Source organism: Enterobacter sp. FB, from assembly GCF_000805795.1.
Taxonomy (GTDB): Bacteria; Pseudomonadota; Gammaproteobacteria; order Enterobacterales; family Enterobacteriaceae; genus Enterobacter; species Enterobacter roggenkampii.
The window spans coordinates 25,771-49,826 of record NZ_JSZC01000002.1; the positions used below are offsets into that span (position 1 = coordinate 25,771).

The following is a 24,056-nucleotide window of genomic DNA, read 5'->3' on the forward strand; positions in this document are numbered from 1 at the left end:
TTTAGGTTAAATAGATGATTGGCTTAGATTACTACAAAAATTAAGGGGGCCATTGCCCCCTTACTCTCAGTATCCCCGGTTAGGGTCATACGTATTTAAAGGTTCGTTGAAGTTTGTTCCCCAACTGTTTCCGTGTATATCCAGGCCAGAGATGCCACCAACCATTGGCATTCCTGATGCAGGGTTCACCGTTATTCCATTACTGAACGAATCGTTGAAGGAAGTATTTAAAGGAACAGGGGTTATACCGGCATCTTGGATACTCATTTGGCTGCCTGAAAAGCTGATAATTTTGTTGTCACTAGCGCTAAGGCGTTGAGCCTCATTATCTGGTAACACATGAGCTATCCCGTTCCGGATAACGTATATCCGCCCATTATCTTCATCCTTAAGAAGGGTATTATCCTTGTAAGTAGTAGGTCGCAATACTGCTCCCACTAGGATAAAAGCTATTAACGAGTGAACAGCTATGCCTGCTATTAAAGCACTTTCTGTATCATTGCCTACATACACCATCAGGAAGGTTAGCAAGACTGCAAGCACCACGTTACTCAGGAAAGTTGCTTTTAAACCCATCCCTCTTTGGCTGCTTCGTAACTTCCAAAAGCAGAGCAGATAGATAGCGCTGGGGATAATTGATAAGAGCATGCTCTTAGCCATAAATGGCACGTCAAAAAGTACCTGCATGCTTAAAGAATAAGCTGCATAAATGCCGATTGGAATGAAACAACAATAAGCACTTACTTTTTTGTTCATTTTATCCTCCAGTTTTCTTCCTTAATTCTGCCACTCTCTGTTGCAGTTCATCTGGTTGGAGATCATTAAACGGATTGAGTTTACTTGATTGATCCAGTTCAGCTTCGGCACGACCAAGCTTGAATCGCCCTTGACCGATTAAGTTTTCTCCTTTCAGGATATCACTGGATACCTGAACAGTGGATTGTTTTTTATCAATTTCTCCAGCAGATTCGTTGATTTTATGCTCATTTTCAGATCTTTGTTCCGCCACTCGGCGCTGTAATTCATTCTGAGGACCAAAACCCTGCGTAGAATGTTCATGCAACTTAGCCTGATTTTCTCTATAGGACTCCTGCATAGCATCACCACGTACTTTTTCGCCGCCAACATTAATGCCTGAACGGCTATGAGTCACTTCACTCTCCTGGCCATACGTGTTTCCTTTCTCCCTAATGGCTCCTGAATGATGGAACTCCGGGTGCGATTCTGCAATGTGACCGGTCCTTTCATCTGCAGTGGTGCGTCCACCGGAAACAACCATGCCAGCCGACGAGGTGATATTACCCGAGCTGCTTCTCTGTCCGGCTGCTTGTCCCTGATGAACAGTTGAATGCTCAATACCCGGCGAAGCAGAATCGTTTGTTCTGGCAGAATAATTCCCACCCTGCTGGCCTCCATTTTCAGCGCCCTGAGTCGTTCCGTAAGTCTGGGTACCGCCAACACCTCCCGAGCTATGAGCACCACCATTCTGAGAGCTGTAACTGACTCCAGCATCATGACCAGATGAACCTGATACCTGCTGACTGCCGCCCGCTGGCTGAACAATATGCTCACCACTGAATGCTGCATGCTCCTGGCCGCTGGTAAGATCAGAACGACCCTGCTGATAATCCCCCATAATTTCAGGTTTGAGACGCTCATTTACGAATTCCATCGCTGCTTCTCGCGCCGACGGCGCACTTGTCAGCATGGACTGGGCCTTATCACCGTATTTATTAGCCGCCCAGTCCACAAACTCCTGCGTATAGTTCGTATCGAGGCTTGCGCTCTGATTCTGCGCAACGGTGGCCATCCGACTGAACTCGCTACTCTGTGTAGAACTGGTGGTGTACTGATGGTACTGGCTTTCAGCATCATTGAGTGTTGCGGCCAGCTGCTGAACATTACTGCTTGCTGCATTTTCGGAATGATTCGCGCCATCGGTGATACGGCTGCTTTTAACCATATCCATACCCTGGCGGAAGTCATTAACTGCCTGGCTGTTCTGATCATGCCGCATATCTTGCGAATGGGAATCTGAATTCTGGATTCCTCTTGAGCTGCCCGTCGAATGCCGCAAATCGCCTGAAACACTTCCTTCAGCACCTAACTTAACAACACCCAGATTAAGCCCCCCTCCGGCCGTTCCTTTAATGCCTGCAGATATAGAACCCTGATTACTGATATCCATCAGTTTGTTATAGGCTTCCTGCGTCGAGATGTTGTTTGCTTTCGCATAACTTTCAGCGGCAGACAACATCATGCCAGCACCGCGCGTTGCATTAGTGGCCTGGCTGTTTTCACTACCGCTGGTCAGGCTGTCGCTGGTACCGGTCTGGTGAGACAGCTGAGATAGCTGTGACCAGCCACTGGTCACGCTGTGGTTGTAGCCATCGAGGGCGGTCTGCGCCTGGACCTGCGACTGACGGGCGGACTCCTGGAATCCACTGCTGGCCAGCTGGCTGAGCTTCATGTTCACCGGCAGATTCGACATTGCACCCGAGCCGTCGATAACCGTATGGCCACCGGCCGTCTGAGTCTGCGTGGAGCCATTATCCGCCTGCCAGGTTTGCTGACCCTGACGCTGCATCAGGTTGGTATCCATCTTGTTCTGGCTGACATTGTCCATCGACATGTTGTTAAACGACCAGTTTCCGTCCGCCGTGGTCGCGGCCACACCTGCTGACGTGAATGCGCCCGAGCTGAGTACGCTCCCTGCCACCTGAGAGCCCATCGCCGCTGCACCTTTGGTCAGATAGAACGACAGCACCGGAATGGAAAGGGACAGATACCCTGCCAGATTCGCCACGTCCGAATGCTGCAGCGCAACCACATCCTTGTTGGCCAGCACCAGGGGCGTGCCCCCGGACTGGCTCTGCAGCCAGTAGTTGGCGGCATAGTTAAGAATGGCGAACATCACTGGCCACATCTGGAAATAGATAAAACCGGAAACGTATATTTTCAGGGTGTTCAGACCAAAAAGCGTGTGGTTTGACGCGGCCAGCGCAATCATCAGCGGGAACAGGCAAACCAGGATAAGCATCAGCAGGGACTGTGCAAACGGCAGCGTTCGGGTCGCCAGCTCGTTACCTGCAGCCCAGCTGAGTCGCTGTTTTGTTGCAGCGTTCTCGGTGGCCAGATTAAGCAGGTTAGCCGTATCGGATGAGCGAGCGGCAAAACCCTTGATCCCCTGCCGTACTGCACTGTTCGTGATGTTGTTCTTCATGATCTGCGCAGCAGTCATACCACCGGAATAAAAATATCCGTAGCTTTCCCCCATAGCGTTGGCCAGAAGCGTCGCGCCATTCAGCTTGTTGCCGAAGACCTTTCTCGTCAGCCAGGTAAACGTCGCACTCCCCGGGTTGACGTCAGTATTGGCGAGCTTCTGTATCTCCGTTGCGGCCTGCTGGCAGGTCAGGAACTGGCGTGAGGTGGAGGTCATCTTAAAGATGCCCCGCAGAGGGCTTGGGTTACTGGTTATCAGCGTCAGCGGGTCAGTGGAATTGAGCAGCTGATTGATTGTGTATTTACCATTCAGAAGAATGTCGCCGATCACACAGTTTTCCACGTAATCCGGCAGCATCTGCGCCAGCTCCGGGTTTTGCGTGGCGAAGTCACTGGTTTCTGCCACAATCTGCGAGCCAAACAGCATCCCGGTTTTGCTGTAGGTCACCGAGTCGGGTCTGGCCATCAGCATGTCGTAAACTGACGCCATCTTATACCCGATACTGGTCGTCAGCGACGCGATAGCCGCCAGGCCAACCGGTACGTTATCGGTTACCCAGACCGCACCGGGATCGGACAGGTCAATGACCTGCACTGAGCGTTTCGGTACCAGCAGGATGGAAGTCAGGATCATGAAGACCGCCAGCCACTGAACGAAAACCATCGGGTTACGCTGTTTGATGAAGGTAAGCAGTACGGCCAGCACACCGAAGGTGCCGGCAATACGCAGTAAGGTGTGGAAAGTATTCTGGCCGACAAGGGTGACAACGGCGTCCAGCGCCGTTTTCCACATTCCCCCGCCATAAATGGTATATATCTCAAGCATCAGCGATCACCCCAGTGATAGTTGCTTTGATAGGAGCCTGAAACAATGGTGGATACCTGTTGCTGCAGGTACTGCATGTTGCGGTCGATACCGTCCAGCGCGTTCTGATCGGCTGCTGACTGCAGCTTCATGTCAGCGAGAAGTCCCTGCGCATGAATGATGTTGTCGCGTAGTTTTGCGGCTGCTTCTTCAGGGAAGTTCTTGCCGGCCAGAGACAGGCTTGCCTGTTTCACCAGCTCCTGGAGGTACTGAATCATCAGGTCCTGAGCAATGAAGTCGGAAACCTGCAGAAGGTACGTGGCGCTCATCCCCATACTCTGGGCGTTAGTCAGATACTTCAGCACCGGTACAGAGGTGGTGTTCACAAAGCCTTTTTCCTGATCGGTCAGCGCAGTATCGTCGACCAGCTTGTTCTGCATTGAGAGCATCAGGTTTTTAACCAGCGTGACCAGAGCGTTGGACTCAGAAATCGTCAGACTGGTGACAACAGGTCCCAGACACAGAGTGGATTCGTCGCATCCGTAGACCTTCGCCGTCCCCCCGCGCATCAGGACTTTAATCAGGTCGCGGTTATCAACCAGCGGCGTCAGAATTGTCACATCGCCATCCTTGTTGAAAATGATGGAGCCGACGGTACTCATGACCAGCTCCTTCAGCGCGCGGTCGTTGCCGAGAAGGCCATTCTTACTGAGGGTGTCCCAGATAAGGTTTTTGTTCTTCAGCACCTGATCCTTCTCAGCATCACCGGCTTTAGCCGTGACTTTGTCGCCCTGTCCTCCGACGGTACAACCCTGACGGGAAGCCGCCCAGTCGGAGAACATGTTGGTTTCGCCGGCAATGTCCTGGCAGATTTTCTGCTGGGAGACCTGCGTCACTGGCCACAACCCGCCGATGATGCCCTGAGCAGCCTGGCATGAACTCATGTTCATGGAGTTAACATCACTGGCCAGTTTCTGCAGGAAATCTTTCGCCTGCTTCAGCTCCGGTACCATCGTCTGCAGGGCCAGATCGAAAGCATAACCGGCGGCGTTGCTCATGATTTGTTTTACAAATCGCTGAATTTCTTCCCCGCTGATCATACTGAACGACCCCAGATAGGCATCGATACCGCCGCAGCCGGCGTTCAGGGAGGGCAACTGCATTGAGATGAGCTGCACGTTTTTGACGGGGTTTCGCAGATAGACAGAACCACCCGAGAAGTACCCGGCCGCCTGTCCCTGCCAGGCCTGTGCCTGCGACACATTGCCGCTGTAGCCCAGATTATTGAAGAAACCGTTCAGGTCGCCGTTGACGTCCGCCTTCGCTGGCAGTGCAACCAGCCCAGCCAGAAAGACAGCGCCTGCCGTTATCAGTGCCTTAATCATGGGGCACCTCTGTTCTCTCAGGCTCCAAGCCGCTGTCTTTTCGGATTATCCGGCGGTACAGGGATTCCTCAAGTTTACCCACACAGCACAGAATGCAGTGCAGTACCAGTACTGCAAACAAACCACTCATGATCGCCCACAGGAGATACTGCGGATAATGGATGAGCAGCGAGAGTGTAAACTGTTCAGAACGAACAAGCGGCTCCGGCATGGCAGCCAGCGTGTTGTCAGCCCACCACACATAAATTCTTTCAGCGAAGATAAAGAAAACAAGGCTGTACAGCAGTTTCAGCGTGAATAAATTCGCCCACTGCCGGGACTCTTTGCTCCCCTCAGAGTCCTTCATCTGTTTAATGAAGCGATTGTGGACACAGGTTTTCAGTCTGGTGAATTTCATGCGATCTCCTCACGGGGTTTCCGGGACAGGGTCAGACGGCAGATGTACAACCCGGTGGCAGTGAAAAAGAAGCCGACACTCAGCGAAATGAGCAGCAGCACCGGCACGTCCTGAAGGTAAAGAGTCATTTCCGGGCGAGACAGTGCGCTGACCACGCGATGGGCCTGCGTCCCGTAAAACGCGGCAGATACCAGCAACGTCATGCTGAACAGCAGCCACACGCGCTCGGCACGCGATAATGCATACGATGTTGTATTCATGTTGAAGTCCGGTTGTCTTACTGAGGGGTGACCTGCGCACTTGCCGGCATCGGCGGCAGCGATTTCGGGTCAACATTATCCAGGTCAGCCTGAATCAGGCTGGCCATACGGCTTTCAAGCGTGGGGATTTCCATCACGCCCTGGGTGAGTGGATAGGCTTTCAGGGTGTTGACGTTGACCATAAAGGCCGTCGGTGTCGCAATTGGCAAACCGTTTCCGAAGAAGGTGACAATCTCATCTGCGATGGGAGAGTTAGGGTCCGTCTTACGCGGGATCATCGGGGTCGGGTAAGATACGTCCCCGCCGCCGTCAAGGGTGTACGGGTACACCCTGATGGCATGCTCATCGGCCCAGCCCTTCAGCAGCGGGTCAAACTTCGCGCTGTACTGACAGTGCGCCTGCATAAAGAGCACCACCGCATAATCCTTCATGTTTGCCTGGCGACCGTCCGGCAGCGACATCAGGTTTACCGGCGCGGGAACCGGAATGGTGGAGGCGGTGACGGCTGCAGCGTCAGCAGAGGCCGTTTTTGTCGCTTCAAGCGCCACTAACTCCTCGCGCGCCCCGGCGTTCGCCAGCAGCGGTATGGCCATCAGCAGAGCCGTGAGTCCGGTTTTAATGTTCATGGTCGCCTTCCTTATGCGTTTGCCCTCTTTCGTCACGGAACCAGCGATACACGGCATACACCACCATGCCAGCCGCCCCGGCCCACATACCATTGCAGAGCCATAAAAGCCCCTGCTGCGTATGCTCAACCGACCAGGTCATCAGCTCGCTCAGTACGCGCGCCATCGTGCCCCAGAAAATCAGTCCTGCAACAAGGGATGCATTCATACATGTGTTTCCTTTTGGAAGATATCACGCCCCTCATGCACAGAGGCGCGACGATGAATATACAGATGGGTCAGAAAACCCAGAGTTGCGCCGAAGAGCGCAGCTATCAGCCAGAAGTTGAAAAGCGTGGCATCCATCGGCTTTGTCCAGCGTTCGCTGTCAACCGGTTCACGATGGCAAATCGACATCGGCGGGAGCTGATAAGAAGGAGGACTGGCCTCCTCGCCGGGTTCAGGTAGCCGGGGTCGTGGTGCCGGTTCATAATGCGTAACGCACTGCATTACCTTACCGTCGGGCGCGCCTTCGGTTAGCGTTTGCGCCTCTTTCACAAACTGCCCGGCCAGCGAGCCCTCCAGCGATATGGCTATCACAATACCGTACAGCAACAGCGCCGGGCCGAAGACAAGGGTGAACAGGGCAAAACGCCCTGCATCACGGATGAGGGGTAAAAGCATTTTTGTCATAAGAAACTCTCAGGAATTCGGTTTAAAGCCGGTGGCCACGTTCAGGAATCGCTTCGACAGATCATCCTGAGTCATGAAGCCGTATGACAGCGCGCGGTAATTCTTGCTCCGGGGGTCAACAAGGTAGAGCGCCGGGAAGTGCGTGATATTCATCGACCGGGACTGCCCCGTATCCGGACGGCTCTGCGGCAGGGAGGCTGCCACCTGACCGTCAACCGATACCGGGATAAGCGAAATCCCGTTGGTTTTCGCAAAGTCCGCCACCACGCCCGCCATCTGCACGTCAATCGGGTCACTGCCCCGGTAGAAGTAGAACAGACCGTACTGTTGCGCCAGCTGCTCCACGGCGCTCTGCCGCGTCTGCTGGTCGCGGGTCTGCATAAACGGCGCCATGCTGTTGTAGTGCGGATACTCCAGGTTGTAGTCGAGATCCGGGTGGCTCAGCTGCGCCGCCGCAAAGGACTGGCTGAACATCGATGCCCGATCGGTCCAGAACTTCTGCCAGCGCAGGAACGTCGCCGTGTTTTCCCGCGAGGGATACAGGATGGCGCGATTAAGCGCCTCCTGTGTGTACCCTTTCAGTACCCGGGCCTGCTCCATCGGGGACATTCTGCTGAGGTCCGGAATGGCCTGCGGTGCAGGCTGTTGTGGCTTTCTGGACTGCTCCGGCGGCTTTTTCGGCTCGTTGTACCAGGACCAGCCGGTGAACGGCTCTGCAGGCGTTACAATCTCTTCGGCCACTGCCGTATGGCTCGCCAGCGCCATGAGCAGGCCACAGAGGACACGCTTCATTTACCACCTCCCTGCTGATTCACCTGCGCGGCGATGCGCTCCTTAATCTGCTGGACCTGCGTGCTGGTATCGGGGATTTTCTGGTTCTTCATCAAATCCTCGTAGAAGTCAGAGAAGTTGATTTTGTCGAAGTCGATACTCTGCAGCTCTGGGACCGTGATCCCCCGGCAGTTCGGGCTGTCGCCGCTGCCGAACTTAACGCCCAGCTGGTCGCGACGCCCCTGCTCCTGAATGATGCGGGCAAGCTTGCCGTCAAAGACGCAGTAGACCTGACTTTTCTGGATGCAGGCACCCAGCACCTGACGGTCACAGCGATCGCCGACGCTGACGGTGATCTTTTTGGCTTTGGCCTTCCCGAGAGCTAATTCATCATCGTTACAGGCGGCAAGCCCCGTATCCTGTCCCCAGCCGGAATCCTTGCAGCAGTTGGAGAAGCCTGCAAACGCCTTACGGCAGCTCATGGCCTTACCCGTGAAGGCCCTGACATCTATAGTGCTGTTCTGATCCCTGACATCTTCTGCCGCAGAGGCCAGGCCCGCGAGTTTGGCCACAGCCGTATCAAACCCGTTATCACCGGTACCGTTCGTCTCATCGCAGGCACCGGACTGACATATATACTCCCCGCCGCAGACCAGACCGCTGGATGACCAGGTTTTCTGACACTGATACGTTTCTGACTGATGGGTACAGATGCCCGACTCAGTTGTTGTACAGGAATGGGAAGAGAGCGTGCAGGCGGGGTTATCCATCAGCGAACCGCAGTTCCCGCGAGAACTGGTACCCGTCACATAAGAATCTGAATATGCCCAGCAACTGTTTGTCTGGCTGTACTCCTTCCCGTCGACAGTGATGGTACGAGTGCCGCCTGGTTCGGTACAGATACTGCCTGCGCTGGACAGGGCCGATTTTTTGTCAAAACCACAGCTTTCAGTCCAGGTCGTCTGCGGAACCCAAACCTTAGTGCCGGTACGGTAAACGATGGTGATGACAAAATGGTACATGTGGTTGGTTTTTCCGGTCTGCCAAATGCTGGCAACCCTTTCGGGTACGTTTCTTTTGTTATTAAACGTGATAGTCAGCTTCTCTCCTTCGGTAAAACTCTTACCCGGAGGCAGGTCATACGACCCGGAGGTCTGGTACATCGTCATCAGCGAACCGAGAGCCGTAATGTTCAGGAACCAGAGATCGTTGCTGAACGCTAAATTTTTCTTGAACGTGTAATTCATCGTCGCTGAATACACCGTTCCTTCCGGCATGCTGTAGGACACTTGCGGGCTGCTGACGTCCAGATTGTCTGAATCTATGGTGATGGTCTTATAGCTGTAGTTATCCTCATAATGCCCGGTGATACTGGCTGTTCTTCCGCACGTCTGGATGGTGGCCATATCCCGATCGCAGGTAAAGTTCTCAAACGTCGATTTTGATACCGTCGTCTCCTTACACTGCTGACTGGTGCCATTCATGATCCCGTCTGCCGTACTCTCCGCATTTTTTCCGATTGTGATGAAAGGTGCGTTCGGGTCGATGGCGGGCGTCGGGTTCGTTTTTCCGGCGTTGATAACCGACTGCGCTGCGTCATTGCCCTGCAGAGCGGCCTGCCCTTTGTTGGCCAGCCCGCCGTCTCCGCCATCCACGCCGCCGTAATACCCTTTCTCTGGTGGATTAGCGGTGTAGCCTGGTATTGCCCCCGTGACGGTATCCGGGTTCTTCAGGGCTCCCGTGCCGGCGGAAGCATTGCCTTTGCCAAAGCTCGCTCCCGCCTCAAAGGCAGGATCAGCTGCGCCAGCCAGAAGCGGAAAAAGCATCAGCACCGCTGAAAGCAGTTTTTTCATTTGCCGGCCTCCAGAAGATGGCGTGCCGTTGCCGCACAATCACCACTTTCAGCGACTTTTTCGAGAGCCTGCTGCAGGGGCAGGCTTCCCCTGATGACGTCATAGTGGCCAGGGCAGGTCACCACCAGGGCGGGCACCGTGGTGATGTTGTACTGAGTGAACAACGTTGGATCGATTTGCACGCCAGCGTCCTTGTCCTCCTTACTCAGCTCAAACATAGCCGCCGCGGTCTGTCGCATGTCGTTATTCACCAGACCGCGCAGCGTCGGCGGAATGTTGTAACGGCGGGCATCCTTCAGCATGGGCAGCAGGCCTTCACGTGGAATACCGAGGCTCACAAAGTAAATAGCCGGGAACGTGCCTTTTTCCCCCATCGTGTTGGTCCGGGCTGCGATATCGCCCTGCAGGCGGTTAATCAGGTCCAGTTGCTGCTGCGGTAAGACGGGTGCGGCCGCCGGATGCCCCTGCAGGTCTTCCTTCATCGCTGTCAGCGCATCCTGCTGACCTTTTATCCAGCTATGGTCGGAGACGGAGATATCGGTCTGGGCGCTCGCCAGTGCCAGCGGCGAGAAAGCAATCATGACGCTGATCGTCAGCGCCCGGAGATAAGCGTTTTTCATTGTCATGTCCTCAAAGGAATACGCAGTTACGTTTGCGCCAGAAGAGGTAGCCGAAGTTCTTTTTGGAGGATGGCGAGTTATGCGTCGTGCCCCAGAGCTGCGTGCTGGCCCCGAAGGGATGGCAGTTACCCGGTTCGGGGTACATGTTTACCATCTGGTATCGCCATCGCTCTTTCGGGATGATCGGGGATGGATACTGGTTACATACGGCGACGTCCGCGCCCACAGAGTTCCAGACCAGCCCCTCACGATGCATCTTGAAGGCCATTCGCTCTCCGACCAGCAGAGAGGCCTCGAGCGGAGAAAACTCACCGCTGGTATAGCCGGTTAGCGGATAGATAGACCCCTGACTTCCCGCGCACCAGAACAGCGGCGACAGAGGAAGACCCGCAGATGATGCAACTGCGTCAGCAGCACAGGCCCCCTGAGCTATCAGGTTGCCGAAAAGCGCAGCCTCGGGGTTAATCAGCATCGAAAGCGTGCTGTCATTCCAGAGAGGATCAACTTCGGAGAGATAGGCAATATCCATGTCGCCGGTTTGCAGACACCCCAGGCTGGTGATGATGTTCAGCCAGAAAATCAGCGGATATTTGTACCAGTGAACATGGTAGAACGTGCCGGCAGCGGGCCGGTCACTCTGCCCGGCGGTTCCCGTTCCCGTTCGTCCGAGATCGATTTTAAAGCCGCCCATGTTGACCATGACGCCAGGCTCACGGGTTACGTCCACCATCGCCATTGGCTCCCAGAATCCGATGGCCAGACCGATACGATAAAACACACCATATGAGCAAATCTGGATCGGCGAAGCCGGGTTGTTGGTATCCTTTTGTGGACCGGCGGCCAGCTGAATATTCCCGAGCGTCATCGGAAACAGACACTTCCAGCAGACATCGCTTATCGGGTTAACCCAGCGGCCATCACCCGCGTTGCTGGCTGCGGCCGTTGCCTGAGCTGGCATCCAGGACAGCAGGACCAGCATCACGCCGGCAAGCCATGAAAAACGCTTCATTTCACCTCCCGCAGCCATACACAGACCGGGCCGTCCTCAGTGTCATGAATGGAGCCAATGAACCAGCCCTCCCCCTCTGGCGCGGAAGGAAGCCAGTCACTGATGTTTTGTTTTCCCTTTTCCCAGTCGGCGATCACCTGGGGAGGCGCGTCGTTTTCCATCCAGCGGGTGGCACAGATCAGATTGTGCTGGCGCATCCAGTCGCCAAACTCAGTCTGTGTGGCCTCATCACTGGCAGGTGCAAAATAATGAGGGTGCGTCCAGAAGCCGTTGCGGTCACGGGTAACCGTCACCGGCCTGACAGATTCAGGGTGAGTCATGGGGTATCTCCGGAAGTGCCGCAGCCACCGGACGGCGGGAGGGCTTAAAACAGGATTAATGGTTTTTGGTTTTGTCGGCCGCCTTCATGATGAATGCCAGCCGCTGGTCTTTGGACATGTCCTCAAGAGCCAGTAAGCCAGCTCTTAACACTATTGAGGGATAATAAAGGGGATTTTCTGCAAGAATGGCCTTAAGCCGTAAAGCCGATTTTTCATCATGACGAACGGCTGTAACATTCTGGCCCTTTTCAGTATCAGGGTCTTTTTTCATGGCATTACCTGGTCGGGGTTAATCGGAAACCGTGAGGCCATTCAGGCTGAGGCGGAGCGCAACGCAGTGAGCACCGAACATCCTGAAGGGCAGCGCGGTTGAATCAGTGGGGTCTTCTGGTCCGCAGGACGATAAAGGCATACCCGTTGTCATCATCGTAATCAGCCGCATATTCCTCTCCTGCCGCAATACGGTCGCCGACGGTTCTGATGAATCGGGCCAGGACGTCTTTCGCAGGTGCTGACGTTATCTGCGCAAAGACGACAATACGCTTCTCACCGTACTTTAGCTCAGGCATCTGACTGAACAATTCATCCGGTACACTGCTGCCGCTTTCATCCGGGAAAAATCCCGGCGGGGTGTTGCAGAGCTGGCGCATCAGTGTCACCTGAAATCCACAGATGTTCACAGGCACAGCGCTGAGGTCTGGTTCATCAGCCATGTCGGGGAACGCCATGTTGCTTACAGCGTCGGCCGCTGCGTTCAGCCCCTGAACGAAATCACGGGTAATGACGAGGCTGTCTGACTTCAGGGTGATCATCACCTGCCTGAGCGGCCAGAGACATTTTTGCCTGTCGCTCAGTACCGCTCCTGCCGCCTCTGCGGTTCGGGTGATATACCACCCTTCCCGCTCACTGCCCTGGATAAGCAGATTCAGCCATTCATCTGCGGAACCATTTTTCATGGCATCATCAATGCTGTCATTCAGCATCTGTTCTGAGATGAGCGGGGTCATATAGCGGTGGCGCACACGAGTCACTTTCCGGCTGATGTCACGTCTGTCTGTATTTGCCAGCCGTGTGCTGCGCGATGCATCCCGCGTCAATTCATAGCCTGCCGAAAACAGCGCTTTTTCCATCTCGGCCAGCATCGCCTGGTAATAATTCCGGTTTGCAAAGTCATGCACAGCAGTTGCATGACAGGCATTACCAAATTGTGGGAGAGGGAGGGGTTTTCCCGGTCTGCTCTCCCACATCCGGCGTTCACGCCGTGCACATGCCACGTACTGAACAACAATCCAGGCAGCGAGCAGCGCAACGACGACCAGAATACCGGTCATGCCCTCGGTATCGCGCAAACAGGTGAGCACTCCCTGCAGCCCCTGCTGCCCCTGAGGGCCGGTGAAGCAGCCGATTAACGCCATGCGTTCATCTCCTCCATTCTGTTGCGGATAAGCCTGACGAGGTACAGGGGAAACGCCTCATCCCGTTCCTCCGGCGCTATAGGCTGACGCTGGTTATTCGCGCACCACTGATGCCAGGCACCGGCGATCAGCGCCGGTTGCCATGAAGCGATCTCAGGGTACAGCTGACAGAGTTGATTCACGGTTTCGTCGCCGCCTTTGGTATCAGCATTGTGGCCTGTCATGTGCTGAGACGCAGGGGGCACAGTGTTATTGTGTATCAGTGACATTCAGCGTTCTCCTGCCCTTCGCCTGCAAACAACCTGTCGAGACGCCCGGAAAGTGACAGCGTCGTGCCCTTTTTACGTTTCGCGCTGTCCTCGGCCCGCATGTTCTCCAGTAAGAGGTGAATGATGTAGTCCGGGAAACGTTCATCACGCCTGGACGGCTCCCGGCTGTCCTGCTGGTTCTGCTCACACCAGTGGAGCCAGGCTTTGGTCACCAGTACCGGATGCCAGGAGTCAATTTCGGGGTACAGCGTCTTCAGTCGTTCTGCTGTTCCCATGCGCGGCGTTATCTCAGCGGGTTTGCGCGGTTTTCTGGCGTAACGTCGAGGGGATGTAACCGCCTGACGCATTTCGGGAAACAGGTCACCTAACGTTGTTGCAGTCATTTTGAGTACCTTTAATGTATTTTACCGTGCATCATCAGAATTCTTGCGGACTGGCTAAAACACGGGAACGGAAAGAATGGGGAAAATGATGTACAGACTCAGGCGTATACAGCCAACTGATAATCAACTTGAAGCAACCCGAAATCTGGTGAGGGATTTAATTGCCTCCGGCACCTTATTTGCTCTTCTCAGTACTGGAGCGAGGTCGTGCATTCCAGCGACATCTTTTGCTGATTATGTCTTTCTGACTTTATTTTTTATCTGCTTCATGTTTGTTCTGACCTGGTCATCCTTAATTGCTGATTTAAACCTGCGGCAGATAACAGGTAGCGATGCCTCGAATTACCGCGTGCCGTATTTCATTCTGGCGATATGTTTCACTGTCGTATTTTTTGGACTGACTTTTTTACTTCTCAAAAGCTTCTGGTAAGCAGCTGGTATTATCTCATCTCAAAACCATCCAGATGGGAAACCAGCTGGCACCGATCAGCACCAGGCACAGGATGTACATCAGCAGATAACCGGGCACTGAAGGTATCCTGAAATGCACTCTCAATTTCCTTGTCTCTTTAGCGATAAGGGGGGCGAACCACTGGGAAAGCATCAGTCCGGCAGCAATCAAAAGTCCGCTACCGTCCGTGTCGAGTGGTATGACCTTAAGAATGCAGCCCTGAATAATCAGGGTAATTACCGCGCACTGGACTCCCTGCCAGCGCAGGTTCGCCGGTAACCATGCTGTTGTAATCGCACAACCTGCGATACCCGTTATAACGGACAGAACAAGCAGAAATATCATTTACCGTCTCCCTTAACAGGTATTTCTTCCACTTTCATCACGCGGCCGTCGCGCGATATCCGCGCGGGGATGTGTTCAAAACCGAATTTACGGGTCAGTACGCCAGACTGGTCGAAGTAGATACGTTCATTCAGCGCATCACTGGTTTCTTTGATGTTGCCGTTCACCAGGATGACCTTCACGCTGGTCTGGCCGGCGAGCTGCTGTCGTGCCCAGTTCACCTGCTCCTTGTCATCGCCGTCGATAAAAAAGAGCACCTGGCTGAAGGGCACCTTATCCAGAGGATTGACCGTGTCACCCTTGCGGGCGATCACGTTGCCCTGCATGTCTGTGATCGTTTCCTTCACGGTAAATGTCGGGTCCCAGGCAAAGCTGCGGTATTCCTTCGCTTTTGTGAGCCCTTCCACCGGCGTCGGACGTACCGCATGCTCCTTCACTCTTTCCGTTGCCTCTTTGCGAAGGCGGTCCAGCTCGCCCGTCTGCTCCATTCCCTTCAGGCGATTCTGGATAAACGCCAGCATGTCCTGCTCTGCAGGCTCGAAGACGTTGCCCCAGGTACCGAGATCTTTCGCCCCGCTGCCGGCGGAGAGCATCAGCAGCATCATGGCCGTCAGCTGCAGTCGTTTTTTCACTGGCCCCCCTGGGTGCGTCGTGCGATATCAACACGGATTTCATTCGTGATATCGCGCTGCGGGCTTATCACCGCCGGTTTCACCAGGATGATGGCGTTGTGTGAGGCCTGCCACTCCGTGATACTATCCGTCAGCGCTGCGTTGAACTGCACTGTCATCGCTTTTGCCCGACCTTCATCGAGCGGCAGCTGCGCGGACTGCTGCTTAAAGAGGTCCACCGTTCCCTTCATGTCGAAGACCACCACCTCCGGGGTGACGGCTTTCGCCGTCACATATGCCACGCCTGTCATAACCAGAAGTCCCGCCAGCCCCTGCATGCCGGCTTTAACCCAGCGGGATGTTTTGCTGGCGATCGTTACACCGTCGCGGACGGTGTCGCCGTCATACGGCTTGTCCTGTTGTTCACTCATGCTGCTTTCACCCACTCTTCAAGTTCGCGAAGTTCACTGCCGTATTTTTTCTCCGCCAGCATATACGCCGCTTCTTCCGCAGTTGCCCCCGCTTCTTTCTGCGCTTTCTGCATGAAAGCAAAGTCCTCGCCGCGCGAGCTGAACATGGCACGCGTCACGGGATCGACGAACAGTCGATGGAAGGAGCTGTATTCACCGGCGTTTATCAGCAGGGAGCTGTAGCCGGTCTGCAGGGCTGGCTGGAAGCCACGGATAACTTCTTTTTCCATGTCCGAGAACTGATCCGGGTTATCGGCAAGGTACTGTTTAAACGCCTTCGCATCCTGCAGGAGGGTGATTTTGGTGGAGCTGTTGTTCCAGGCGGCTTCCGCTTCCTTACTGGCGCTGAAGTCCTTAATGCCCTGGGTGATGGTGATAAACGCGCCACGGTGACGACGCACAGTACGGTAGCCGGTTTCGATGAACCTTGCCGCGTGTGGGTTGGAGCCACCCAGCAGGCGCCAGGCCTCGTCGATGATGCAGACTTTTTTGAGGTCGCGCGGGCTGTGGTACATCTTTTCCTGTATCGCCAGAATGAGCGAGAACAGGATGGACGAGAGCAGCTTCGGCTTGTCTTCCAGGCTCAGCAGCTCCAGCACCGCGAAGCGGGTTTCACCATCGAGCGTCGGGGTGTCGGCGTTGAAGTATTCTCCGTCGGGTCCCCAGGTGCAGTAGGTCTCAAGCAGCATGGCCAGCTCAGCAAGGCGCGCGATGATGGTCGGCTTATCTGCGGACGCGTGATTCACGTCCTCATTGGTCAGGTAATTATGAACGTCGTCGATACGGGCTTTGTTTGCCTTCTTCTCCCACGCATCCATTACCGCTTTCTGCAGGATTGCTTCACAGACGCCATCCAGCGGCTGCGTCGGACTGGCGAGTACCGTCAGCAGGCGCACAATCCCTTCCGCAGAATGATTAATGTCCTTAACGTTGGCGAACGGGTTAAAGCGCAGTTTAGAGCCATCGAGATAAACCCCGCCGGCCTGGTGACAGTAGTTCTTGTAGCTGTCCCCCATGTCGATAACCCAGGCGTATCCCCCGGCATTCAGTACGTCACGAAGAATGCCCTGCGTCAGGAAGGATTTACCGGCCCCGGACGTGCCGGTGACGGCGATGTTAAAGTTGGTACTGCCGTTCTCTTCACCAAACATGTCGTAGAATGCCACCTGGTTGCGGTAGGTCGGCAGTGGCATACCCACGTTGGACAGCTGGCGTTCGGCGACGACCGGCATCAGGCTCACCGCGTTCCATGACTTGGAGCGTAGCGTTGCCCCCGTCATCTTCAGGTCTTCCCACATCCCTTCCTGCATGACGAACGGGAAGCTGGCCAGCCAGTTGCGCATCTGCTGGTACTGTATCGTCACCATTTCCAGCTCGTTCTTACGGAACACGTTGACGGCGGCCAGTTCACACTTCTGTGCCTCGGTATTGTTATCCGGGGCGAACAGGGTCAGGTTGAAGTAGGTATTGCAGAGCGCGATTTCATTGCTGTGAAGCTGCTCCCGGGTACGCCGCCATTCCTCTGCAGCCTTTTTGGTGTTGGGGAACAGTGCAGCGTAGGCTGAGTTGGCCTTTTTAGACAGGTCCTGGTCTTTACGGAAAGCCTCGCTCTGACTTTTGGTCTGTTCTTCCAGCGCCGTCGTCCAGGTCAGCATAAAGGGGCAGGGTATCCCGAGGTCGGGAAAACGCAGGTTCTGCAGATTGTCAGCCCCCTGCCAGAGCGCGAATCGACGCGGATTTTTAGCAAGCTGCATGTTGATGATGCGACATGCCGATGCCGGCAGGCGTGTCCCGCGCGCGTCAATGGTTTCAGGCAGCTCCATCCGGATATGCGATGGATGCACCTTCAGGTCAATCCCGGGATCAACCACCTGGCGGTTGAGCTTCTCATCCTCGTTGTAGTCCCCGGAGGACGTCAGCACCTGTTCCTGACGGTAGTTCATCTGCTCGCGTACCGCAGACATGAATGCGTGCACATCGGTGTTCATGCTGTCGATGCGCGCGGCTCCCAGTGAGACGCGGATAGTGTTACGTATCTGAATCAGGTCATCCATCACCCGCTGCACCTGGGAAGCGCGCTTAATGGGCTGACCATAGACAATAAAGATACGGTAGTTACGCAGGTAGAGCGGGTATTCCCGTTCGTTGGCCAGGCCGTGCAGCGCGGAACGCTGCCAGAACGCGCGGGTAATTTTATTGAGATGTTCGGCCATCCCCCCTTTCCACATGTCGTTACTCACGCCGCGATCGATGCGTTCCCCGACACACTTGCTGGCAAGCATAATCACGGTCACAGGGGTCTGGCGGGGAAGCTTCTTACGCAGCATGTCATCGAGCGCGGCCATCACCTGCTCGTTCGCACCAGGAAGCGGGGCGGCTTCCATAATGAAACCCGCAGAGCCGGCGTTGACGAAAATTTCATTCCTGTCGTCGTAATACCGGTACGGCAGCGCAGCGACCAGGGACGGATAGTCCCAGGTCTGGGAAAGGTTGTTGCGGGCCGTTGCTGCACCGTCTTCCTCTTTCCCGTTTTTCAGCATATCCATCAGGCTGTCGACAAAACTCATTTTCGGCCCTCCGCAGCGGCCCGGATTAACTCCAGGCGACGCAGCTTCTCTTCGTTCATCTGGCCGGTGTGCGGTGCATCACCGGTGGTCTTAATCTGCCAGTTACAGCTCACGCTCAGAACGGCCAGCGTTTCATCATCGGTATCGACTGACTGTGTGGCGGTGATTTGCGCCGTCCCTTTCCGTGAATGGACTAACGATTTCGCCAGATGATCTATGCCGTTCTTGCCGGTAACGTAATGGCTGCTCATTCCCCGCCCTCCCCGATAACGCGGTAGCTCTCATCCCAGTGGGATTTGTTTTTCACGAACTCGACCACAGCCGGCTGATGAAAGTTGTCGTCCGTGTCCACCCAGGGTGCAATCCACAGGCGCTGCGTGGCGTCAGGAATACGCTGAACCGGAACGCGGCCCGCAGTGTTAACCGGCACAGGGGCTGCATGACTGGACGTGGTCAGCGGCGTGACCAGCGAGCCAGACGATTTCGCCGGCGCAGTGGTCAGAGGGCGCGGTGCAGCAGGCTTAGCGGCAGTGGTTCCGGTTGCTGCAGCGGAGACAGGACGGAAGGGATTCACGACCGGTGCTGAATTGCGCAGTGCCGGCAGGGTTTCACCCGCAGGCTTTTTTGCTGTTTTTTCTGCCGTCAGGTCATCCAGACTTTTACCCTGAGCGGCCAGCTTGTTGGCCTCACCGGTGGTCAGGCACTGGTCGGTCGCGGTCTTGTTGCAGTCGAAATCAGAATTGAGACCGGCGCAGCCGGTCAGTGCGCTGCACAGCAGTGCAGCACCCAGTAGTTTTTTCATGGGGTAACTCCGGTTTTGATTTAAGGGGTATTCAGGGAGGGGTAATACTCAATTTCGATTATTTGCAGTTGCACTGAAGCACAGTAAAAACCAGCTGCACAGCAAGGCTGCCAAACACGCCGGCATAAAACATGTCCAGCGACAGAAAGTTCAGGTTCATCTGGATGAAGCCATAAACAATGGCCGCGATCAGCATTCCTCCCCACGGAACGACTGAACCATACATAAGAAACCCACCATCGAGTTTGTTAAAGGCTGAGTCGCTAAAGCATACGAGGAACACGCTAAAGAGCAGGCACACTCGCCAGGAGATCCTGCCCATATCACCCACGCCTTTAAGATTGAGCGCTGCCCACACTGTCAGTTCGGTAGTGAATACCAGTGCTGGAATCAGGATATAGCGATAGTTGTGCAGGATTTTGAGTAATGGGTAGCTTGCCATGCTGGCAGACATAAATACTCCAGTGAAATGAATTACAGGAAGAAGGTGATGACACGATACAGAACTCCGATGGTCATCAGGGTTGCAACCCAAATGAGTGCGCCGGCATCGTAGTAAACAGAAGCACCGGTAGCTCCAACAATTATTACCAGCAGTGCAATTGATGTATTACGCTTCATTTCTCTCCGCTTTCCTTGTTACTGTCAGTGGCTTTATGGAGGAACTTCAGGTCAGGTTTCTTTTCTGGCCAGACGGACCTGGCTTCCTCACGATGCCAGTTGCTGACAATTCTGGCCGTCAGCCCTTCTGTTTCAGCCTGGTGCTTCAGGTGTTCCCAGGCAGAAAGGTTCAGGGGTTCATAATCAGAAAGTAACCTGTCGAATACCTCATCCCAGCTTTCGTTGTAACGCGGGATAATTCGCTTAAATATCTTCTGACTCAGAAAAAACCAGGCAATCAGGAAACACAGTGCAAACAATGACGGGCGGAACACTGAAACCGTAGCTACCAGTACAACGATGAAGGTTGCAAGCCAAAGGAAAATGTACTTATTTCCTTGCGGAGTGGGCCGGCCAGCCTCCCATTCAGCAATATGCATCCGCATTTTCCTGAGCAGTGAGTTATTACGCTCTTCATCACGCATTACGGCTTCCCCCACGAAGAGCAGCATCAGAAATGGCGCTGAACTCCGCGTCCAGCCACTGTCTGAGTTCTTCCCGTGTCAGCTTATCCTTGTGAAAAACAGAAACGGCCAGGGTGCGCATGGCATCAATATCAAGCGGCTCATATGCCCGAATTTTCCGCTGTATTTTTTCTTCCCATGTTTCACATGCCTGTAACAATCCGGCTAGAAGAAAAGCTATTCCAACAGCAATGGAAGCCACGGTAAGCCTCTGATTGTGTGACCAGAAGCTAAAAATCAACATCCCTGTAGCGGTTAATCCCCCTACCAAAAATAGCCAGTGGGGTTTTGTGTTTTTTCCTGCGGACCAGTCTTCCCAGTCCCGTTCAATACCCCTCAGAAAGCTAATGCGGTCATCTATGCGTGCTCCCTTCATTTGCTCTCCTTTTCTTCAGGTGTTACGTCTGAAGGTGATGAGTGCAGCTCACGCCATATCCAGCCACCCGGCATGGTTTCAATCAGGAAGTAACCACCTGCAAAGCAGATGAGAAGTCCTGTGAGCTTTACCCATATACTGAAGTGCAGCGCGAACCATAAAATGAATACTGTTACTGTGAATAACAGTATTGGGATCAATCCGGTTGCCGCCCGAAACATTATTTTCCGTGCTTTCATCTTCATTCTCTCATCATTTGATGGTGTCACCGAGGCGCAGCTGGCTGGCCTGGCGGAGAACGTCATCCGGGTTGATGTTGCCGACTGAGGTGGTGCTTGATGCGGTGGTCTGGCTCGCCGGTTGAGGAGTCACGGCGTTCTGCGCGGCGTTGCCGGCTTTCTGCAGTTCCTCTTTCGCTTTCGCGTCCTCGGCGTCCTCGATGGTTTCAAGGCGGAAGCCCTTCTGGAATACAACGGTCACCTGATTGCCGGCACCGATATCAATTACCGGGTGGTACTGCTCAGCGCGTTTAATCCAGTACTGGCTCAGCGTGTCGGCCGCCTTGCTGGCCCCGCCGCCTATGCCCTGCTTAAACACGTCGCCGGCACCGACATCCGCTGTGGCGCCGAGGCCGACGGATGGTGTAGCGGCAGATTTGATACCTTCACCAAAACCTGACAGGAGGCCTGCTGCACCGGCGTAGCCGACAATCATGCCGTTTCGCATGACTGGCTTGCCGCGAATGCCGCCTTTACCCTGGAAGCTGACATGCCCCTGAAACTCCATGTCCACGTGCTTGCCGTTTTTCAGGATGCAGCTGATGGACTGGGTGCGGACGTTTCCGCGTTCGCTGGAGATATCGCCCCACATCTCACCCACAATAAAGCAGCCGTCAGCGTTGAACTCCTTGTTGTTGGGCATCTGAATGTTGCCCTGCAGGCGGATGGTTACAGGACTGGTATTCTGCTGACCGGTGACGCTGGCGTTCGCGTCAGCCCCCTCAATCAGAACAGCATCAGAGAATGAGCCGGAAGGAATCCAGGGTAATTTAGTTGGCTTTTTCTTCAGGCTGTCGTAGCTGAACTTTGTTGTCGACAGGCCACCTGTCATTCTCTGGCCAGAGCCGCCCGGGTAGAACGCTGCGCCCTGCCCCATATTAACACCAGTGGCGGCCGGTGTGCCTGAAGGGGTTACGGTGTATTCGGGTGGCCGGGCCTGACCGCCAGCAACGGGACCGGGGAGTGGTGTTCCGTTCTGGCCAACAGGTGGTGTCTGCTGGCCAGTGGTCTGGTTGCTGCCGGGGGCTTTCGTTAGCTGGTCATTCAAGCGCTGTATTTCAGCGTCCTTCTCGGCCAGCTTCTGCTCGGTTGTGAGCTTGTTCTGCGCGAACTGCTGAGCAAGCGTGGCAAGGTTTTGCTCAAGAGCGGAGGTCTTTGCCTGCTGCTGTGTCAGCGCGGCATCGTTGACCTGTTCGTTAAACGTCGCGGTCACAACGCCGGTCAGGTTTGGTGTTGCAACCGGTGCGGGTTGCTTTTGTTTTTGCTGGTATTGCCCGTACCACATTACGCCGCCTGCTGCAGCTGCGCCGCCAATGATGACGGCGGCCAGGATGGCCAGTTGCTTGCGGCGGGTTTTCAGGTTTTCATTCAGGCTGATGGTCATGAGCGGGCGTCTCCGTCATCTGAAAACACAATCCAGGCATAGCCCTCACCGCCAGCGTAGAGCTGATTCTGCGACAGCATTACGGCCCGGACGCCCTTGCGCCAGAAATCGCGCTCGCGGAGGCTGCGGGTGATGCTGCCCGGGTTGCTCATCCGGAAGCGAACAACCCGCAGGTGGTTGCCCACAAACTGGCGTTCAGGCGTCAGGCGTACATCACTGGCGGGTGTGTAAGCCGGCATGCGGCTGACCGGGTATTCCCGGTAGTCGTCCGGCACCTGGCCATTGACTGCGGCGCGGGATAGCGCAACCAGCGTTTTTTCATAGGTCTGCCCTTCTTCCCATGCCTTCGCATCGTCGTTCTTGCGAAGTGGTGGTGACATCGGGGTGAAGCGCAGTGTTTTGCCGTTACCCGGCTGCGGCCTGACGTTCAGGCTCAGCGATGAACCGTGGTCAGTCTGGATAAACAGGGTGAAGTTCTGGCCAACAAGCGGAGACAAAATAAGCGCTCCGTCCTCGGTCTGGCTCTGGTCATACGCACCGGTTGGTCCGCTGATGCTGGTAATGAGTTCTCCGTCTACAACAACCTTACTCGGGTTGGTGTTGCTGAGAGTGACGTTAAAGGCGGCGTCGTTCTCAAACGGAATGGCTGCGGGTGAGGAAGCGGCCCGGAGGCCGCTGGTAAATAATCCCGCTGCCAGAAACACAGCAGCAGCTGCCGGTGAAATGCGAAATTTCATGGGCAGTCCTGTCAGTTAGTGGAAGATACCGGCTTGAGTTCTTCAAAGCTGTGGAGGTTAATCACACCGTTGTCATAACTCAGTTTCAGTCGGTAGGTTTTTTCCTGGTCTTTCAGTGGCGTGATGATTGCGCCGTTTGTGGTGGAGGATTTCAGTACCCCGCTGTACTGCACGGAGCCATCATCCATGACGCGAATTTCTTTCGTGTCGAACTGGGTGGTGATGCCCGCTTTCTGGATGCGCTCAGTTTCTATGTCCAGGGCTTTCTTGAGTACGTCCCGTTCGGCGGAGGGGACAAATCCAAGAATCATTTTCTGGTTATGTTCGATGTTTTCCGGGGTAACGTTGAGTCGCCAGTAAATAAAGGAAGCGGCGAACTGTGTCAGACCGGTCGCATCGACACTTTTAGAATCTGATGCAAATGGGCGGTTAAACGTTAACGGCGTGGTGATGGTTTTCTGGGTTGTGGCGAAATACCATGCCAGTGACCCTGTCAGTACATTCCCTGCGCTCATGAGTAAAGTTAAAGCTGAAAGACCAATAAACGCATAGCGGAGTTGTTTATCGCGCTCTCCTTTAATATTCAGTTTCATGAAAAACTATGCCCTCCAGTGCCGGAAACTTGAGTCAGGTATCTGGCGAAAGGTTACTTTGAATAAAAGTGATGGCAGGTGCCAGTAGCAGAAATTAAGCAACCAGTACGACCCCTGCCCTTTTTTCAGATATCTGACGATGAACCAGAGGATTCCCGCGATTACACCAAGTTCGAGTGACAGGTTGTTAAGCACCCCCAAAACTAAAAGGGGTGCGGTAACAATCAATTCGTCAATCGGTAAGCCTAAATAGCGGTTCTGCTGGTTCATTGTTTCCGGGAAGTTATATTTGTCTCCTTCCCCGTTCATCA

At 54.6% G+C, this 24,056-nt stretch carries 33 protein-coding genes; 1 reads left to right on the forward strand and 32 read right to left on the reverse strand.

The window, feature by feature from the left end; all coding sequences use genetic code 11:
* Positions 1-66: 66 nt before the first annotated feature.
* The 17 genes from PI91_RS00170 to PI91_RS00250 all read right to left on the reverse strand — a co-directional run bounded on the left by PI91_RS00170 (position 67) and on the right by PI91_RS00250 (position 14,007).
* Positions 67-756: a hypothetical protein gene (locus PI91_RS00170; RefSeq protein ID WP_039265169.1), complete on the reverse strand. Its 690-nt coding sequence runs from the start codon at positions 754-756 to the stop codon at positions 67-69.
* 1 nt (position 757) lies between these two features.
* A complete protein-coding gene (traG, locus tag PI91_RS00175) occupies positions 758-4,048 on the reverse strand; it encodes a conjugal transfer mating-pair stabilization protein TraG (RefSeq protein WP_039265170.1) in 3,291 nt (1,096 codons plus the stop codon).
* Positions 4,048-5,412, reverse strand: a complete 1,365-nt coding sequence (gene traH, locus PI91_RS00180) for a conjugal transfer pilus assembly protein TraH (protein WP_039265172.1) — start codon at positions 5,410-5,412, stop codon at positions 4,048-4,050. Before traH ends, traG begins: the two co-directional genes overlap by 1 nt.
* Entirely contained in the window at positions 5,405-5,809 is a 405-nt protein-coding gene (locus PI91_RS00185) for a hypothetical protein (protein ID WP_039265173.1), read from the reverse strand. Before PI91_RS00185 ends, traH begins: the two co-directional genes overlap by 8 nt.
* A complete protein-coding gene (locus PI91_RS00190) occupies positions 5,806-6,069 on the reverse strand; it encodes a hypothetical protein (protein ID WP_039265174.1) in 264 nt (87 codons plus the stop codon). Before PI91_RS00190 ends, PI91_RS00185 begins: the two co-directional genes overlap by 4 nt.
* A 17-nt stretch (positions 6,070-6,086) precedes the next feature.
* Positions 6,087-6,695, reverse strand: coding sequence for a type-F conjugative transfer system pilin assembly thiol-disulfide isomerase TrbB (locus PI91_RS00195; RefSeq protein WP_032656074.1), 609 nt, complete (start codon positions 6,693-6,695; stop codon positions 6,087-6,089).
* Positions 6,685-6,903 (reverse strand): hypothetical protein, encoded by a 219-nt coding sequence (locus PI91_RS00200; protein WP_032656077.1) that lies wholly within the window; start codon positions 6,901-6,903, stop codon positions 6,685-6,687. Before PI91_RS00200 ends, PI91_RS00195 begins: the two co-directional genes overlap by 11 nt.
* Entirely contained in the window at positions 6,900-7,367 is a 468-nt protein-coding gene (locus PI91_RS00205) for a hypothetical protein (RefSeq protein WP_052232701.1), read from the reverse strand. The genes PI91_RS00200 and PI91_RS00205 overlap by 4 nt, the downstream gene beginning before the upstream one ends.
* A gap of 9 nt (positions 7,368-7,376) precedes the next feature.
* A complete protein-coding gene (gene traF, locus PI91_RS00210; RefSeq protein ID WP_039265175.1) occupies positions 7,377-8,159 on the reverse strand; it encodes a type-F conjugative transfer system pilin assembly protein TraF in 783 nt (260 codons plus the stop codon).
* Positions 8,156-9,991: a type-F conjugative transfer system mating-pair stabilization protein TraN gene (gene traN, locus PI91_RS00215; protein WP_039265176.1), complete on the reverse strand. Its 1,836-nt coding sequence runs from the start codon at positions 9,989-9,991 to the stop codon at positions 8,156-8,158. The genes traF and traN overlap by 4 nt, the downstream gene beginning before the upstream one ends.
* Positions 9,988-10,611 (reverse strand): type-F conjugative transfer system pilin assembly protein TrbC, encoded by a 624-nt coding sequence (gene trbC / locus PI91_RS00220; protein ID WP_039265177.1) that lies wholly within the window; start codon positions 10,609-10,611, stop codon positions 9,988-9,990. The genes traN and trbC overlap by 4 nt, the downstream gene beginning before the upstream one ends.
* Positions 10,612-10,621: 10 nt before the next feature.
* A complete protein-coding gene (gene traU, locus PI91_RS00225) occupies positions 10,622-11,620 on the reverse strand; it encodes a conjugal transfer pilus assembly protein TraU (RefSeq protein ID WP_039265179.1) in 999 nt (332 codons plus the stop codon).
* A complete protein-coding gene (locus PI91_RS00230) occupies positions 11,617-11,940 on the reverse strand; it encodes a hypothetical protein (RefSeq protein WP_023345504.1) in 324 nt (107 codons plus the stop codon). The genes traU and PI91_RS00230 overlap by 4 nt, the downstream gene beginning before the upstream one ends.
* 55 nt (positions 11,941-11,995) lie before the next feature.
* Entirely contained in the window at positions 11,996-12,211 is a 216-nt protein-coding gene (locus PI91_RS00235; RefSeq protein WP_039265180.1) for a hypothetical protein, read from the reverse strand.
* Positions 12,212-12,314: 103 nt separating this feature from the next.
* Positions 12,315-13,289, reverse strand: coding sequence for a hypothetical protein (locus tag PI91_RS00240; protein WP_157841576.1), 975 nt, complete (start codon positions 13,287-13,289; stop codon positions 12,315-12,317).
* A 56-nt stretch (positions 13,290-13,345) separates the two neighbouring features.
* A complete protein-coding gene (locus PI91_RS00245) occupies positions 13,346-13,624 on the reverse strand; it encodes a hypothetical protein (protein WP_039265183.1) in 279 nt (92 codons plus the stop codon).
* A complete protein-coding gene (locus PI91_RS00250; protein WP_039265184.1) occupies positions 13,615-14,007 on the reverse strand; it encodes a hypothetical protein in 393 nt (130 codons plus the stop codon). Before PI91_RS00250 ends, PI91_RS00245 begins: the two co-directional genes overlap by 10 nt.
* A gap of 85 nt (positions 14,008-14,092) precedes the next feature.
* On the opposite strand from PI91_RS00250, the gene PI91_RS00255 reads away from it, so the two are divergent.
* Positions 14,093-14,437, forward strand: a complete 345-nt coding sequence (locus tag PI91_RS00255; protein ID WP_232764366.1) for a hypothetical protein — start codon at positions 14,093-14,095, stop codon at positions 14,435-14,437.
* 15 nt (positions 14,438-14,452) lie between these two features.
* On the opposite strand, the gene PI91_RS00260 is transcribed toward PI91_RS00255, so the two are convergent.
* Genes PI91_RS00260 through traL form a run of 15 tightly spaced genes read right to left on the reverse strand, consistent with a single transcriptional unit; the run spans position 14,453 to position 24,054 of the window.
* A complete protein-coding gene (locus PI91_RS00260) occupies positions 14,453-14,803 on the reverse strand; it encodes a hypothetical protein (RefSeq protein WP_039265186.1) in 351 nt (116 codons plus the stop codon).
* Positions 14,800-15,435 carry a type-F conjugative transfer system protein TraW gene (gene traW / locus PI91_RS00265; RefSeq protein WP_039265187.1) on the reverse strand — a complete coding sequence of 212 codons (636 nt, stop codon included), beginning with the start codon at positions 15,433-15,435 and terminating at the stop codon, positions 14,800-14,802. Before traW ends, PI91_RS00260 begins: the two co-directional genes overlap by 4 nt.
* On the reverse strand, positions 15,432-15,845 hold the full coding sequence (trbI, locus tag PI91_RS00270; RefSeq protein WP_039265188.1) for a type-F conjugative transfer system protein TrbI: 414 nt from the start codon (positions 15,843-15,845) through the stop codon (positions 15,432-15,434). Before trbI ends, traW begins: the two co-directional genes overlap by 4 nt.
* Positions 15,842-18,451 (reverse strand): type IV secretion system protein TraC, encoded by a 2,610-nt coding sequence (traC, locus tag PI91_RS00275; protein ID WP_039265189.1) that lies wholly within the window; start codon positions 18,449-18,451, stop codon positions 15,842-15,844. The genes trbI and traC overlap by 4 nt, the downstream gene beginning before the upstream one ends.
* Positions 18,448-18,702, reverse strand: coding sequence for a hypothetical protein (locus tag PI91_RS00280; protein ID WP_039265190.1), 255 nt, complete (start codon positions 18,700-18,702; stop codon positions 18,448-18,450). The genes traC and PI91_RS00280 overlap by 4 nt, the downstream gene beginning before the upstream one ends.
* On the reverse strand, positions 18,699-19,253 hold the full coding sequence (gene traV, locus PI91_RS00285) for a type IV conjugative transfer system lipoprotein TraV (RefSeq protein ID WP_039265191.1): 555 nt from the start codon (positions 19,251-19,253) through the stop codon (positions 18,699-18,701). The genes PI91_RS00280 and traV overlap by 4 nt, the downstream gene beginning before the upstream one ends.
* Before the next feature lie 58 nt (positions 19,254-19,311).
* Positions 19,312-19,707 (reverse strand): hypothetical protein, encoded by a 396-nt coding sequence (locus tag PI91_RS00290; protein WP_039265193.1) that lies wholly within the window; start codon positions 19,705-19,707, stop codon positions 19,312-19,314.
* Positions 19,708-19,727: 20 nt separating this feature from the next.
* Entirely contained in the window at positions 19,728-19,874 is a 147-nt protein-coding gene (locus PI91_RS25970) for a hypothetical protein (RefSeq protein WP_156174859.1), read from the reverse strand.
* Positions 19,871-20,338 carry a hypothetical protein gene (locus PI91_RS00295; RefSeq protein ID WP_126297368.1) on the reverse strand — a complete coding sequence of 156 codons (468 nt, stop codon included), beginning with the start codon at positions 20,336-20,338 and terminating at the stop codon, positions 19,871-19,873. The genes PI91_RS25970 and PI91_RS00295 overlap by 4 nt, the downstream gene beginning before the upstream one ends.
* Positions 20,331-20,753: a hypothetical protein gene (locus tag PI91_RS00300; protein ID WP_039265196.1), complete on the reverse strand. Its 423-nt coding sequence runs from the start codon at positions 20,751-20,753 to the stop codon at positions 20,331-20,333. The genes PI91_RS00295 and PI91_RS00300 overlap by 8 nt, the downstream gene beginning before the upstream one ends.
* The gene (locus tag PI91_RS00305; protein ID WP_232764367.1) at positions 20,750-20,998 is read right to left on the reverse strand and encodes a hypothetical protein; all 249 of its coding nucleotides are present in this window, start codon (positions 20,996-20,998) and stop codon (positions 20,750-20,752) included. The genes PI91_RS00300 and PI91_RS00305 overlap by 4 nt, the downstream gene beginning before the upstream one ends.
* Positions 20,999-21,005: 7 nt before the next feature.
* Positions 21,006-22,409: an F-type conjugal transfer pilus assembly protein TraB gene (gene traB / locus PI91_RS00310; RefSeq protein WP_039265248.1), complete on the reverse strand. Its 1,404-nt coding sequence runs from the start codon at positions 22,407-22,409 to the stop codon at positions 21,006-21,008.
* 2 nt (positions 22,410-22,411) lie between these two features.
* Positions 22,412-23,152 (reverse strand): type-F conjugative transfer system secretin TraK, encoded by a 741-nt coding sequence (gene traK / locus PI91_RS00315; protein ID WP_039265197.1) that lies wholly within the window; start codon positions 23,150-23,152, stop codon positions 22,412-22,414.
* Between the two features lie 11 nt (positions 23,153-23,163).
* Positions 23,164-23,745, reverse strand: coding sequence for a TraE/TraK family type IV conjugative transfer system protein (locus PI91_RS00320; RefSeq protein ID WP_023327726.1), 582 nt, complete (start codon positions 23,743-23,745; stop codon positions 23,164-23,166).
* 6 nt (positions 23,746-23,751) lie between these two features.
* Positions 23,752-24,054, reverse strand: coding sequence for a type IV conjugative transfer system protein TraL (gene traL / locus PI91_RS00325; RefSeq protein WP_023327727.1), 303 nt, complete (start codon positions 24,052-24,054; stop codon positions 23,752-23,754).
* Between the last annotated feature and the right edge of the window lie 2 nt (positions 24,055-24,056).